At 53.2% G+C, this 775-nt stretch carries 2 protein-coding genes; both read right to left on the bottom strand.

What is annotated here, in order from left to right:
• The coding region (locus AC1D1X_RS24835; protein ID WP_477699559.1) for a hypothetical protein at window positions 1-341 on the bottom strand (341 nt) is incomplete at its 3' end.
• 175 nt (window positions 342-516) lie between these two features.
• Window positions 517-775 (bottom strand): nuclear transport factor 2 family protein (locus tag AC1D1X_RS24830; protein WP_477699558.1); only part of this gene is annotated, 259 nt, incomplete at its 5' end.

Genomic DNA, 775 nt, shown 5'->3' with positions numbered 1-775 from the left:
AGATCGACGATTGAGTTCCAATAGTTTGAGTTTGGCACTGAGTCCATGATTTGAAAGCCAAGATTGATGGGGCGCCAAACTGCTCCACCCCTCAGGCGAACAGCCAGGAACGGATAGTCGAAGAAGTCCTCTTCATTTTGGGGCTGATCTGGCTTACACCACTCACCATGCCTGGCCTTAAGCAAAACCTCACCAGCAAACGAACCGAAGGCATAGATGGACTTTGCTACCTGTTCCATCTTGGCACCGCCGGTTTTCCATTCTTCCAGAACGGAGTCGACTCGGYGCAGTGTGGATGGGGCAAAGGAGGAAATGTCGACGGCGTAGATCTTTTGCGTCATCCGAATGGCATCGTTGGTATATCCATCTACTGTTTCGACGGATGGCTGAAAGTGCAATGGAATCAATGTTTTCCCCTGAGGATTGTGTGAAATCTAACGTTTGACATGAGGGGCGTCCTGACCGACGMGAAGTGACGGGCAAGACGTCCGCTCGACAGAGGGTTAGGCGTCATTCTCACAGCGACGCCGACTTCTCAAGTTCCAGGTTGCCCTCGATGAACTTGAGCTTGAAGACAAGCCGGGAGATGCGCCATCTGTCCGGGAACGGCAGCAACTGCAGTTCGTACGTGCCCACGAAGATGCGGCTCTTCAGGCCGATTGCTTTGCCCCGGTGGTGGAAAGCCACGCCGTGGCATCTGACAAGCGCTTGATTACCACTGACCTCAGTTCGAAGGTTGCCAATCTGATGGTGAACGTGGTCTAGCGGCTTGAAT

The sequence above is a fragment of the Polaromonas sp. P1_G4 genome (assembly GCF_056405475.1).
Note: the sequence above shows the minus strand (reverse complement) of the source record. Positions and strands in the feature narration are given on the sequence as shown.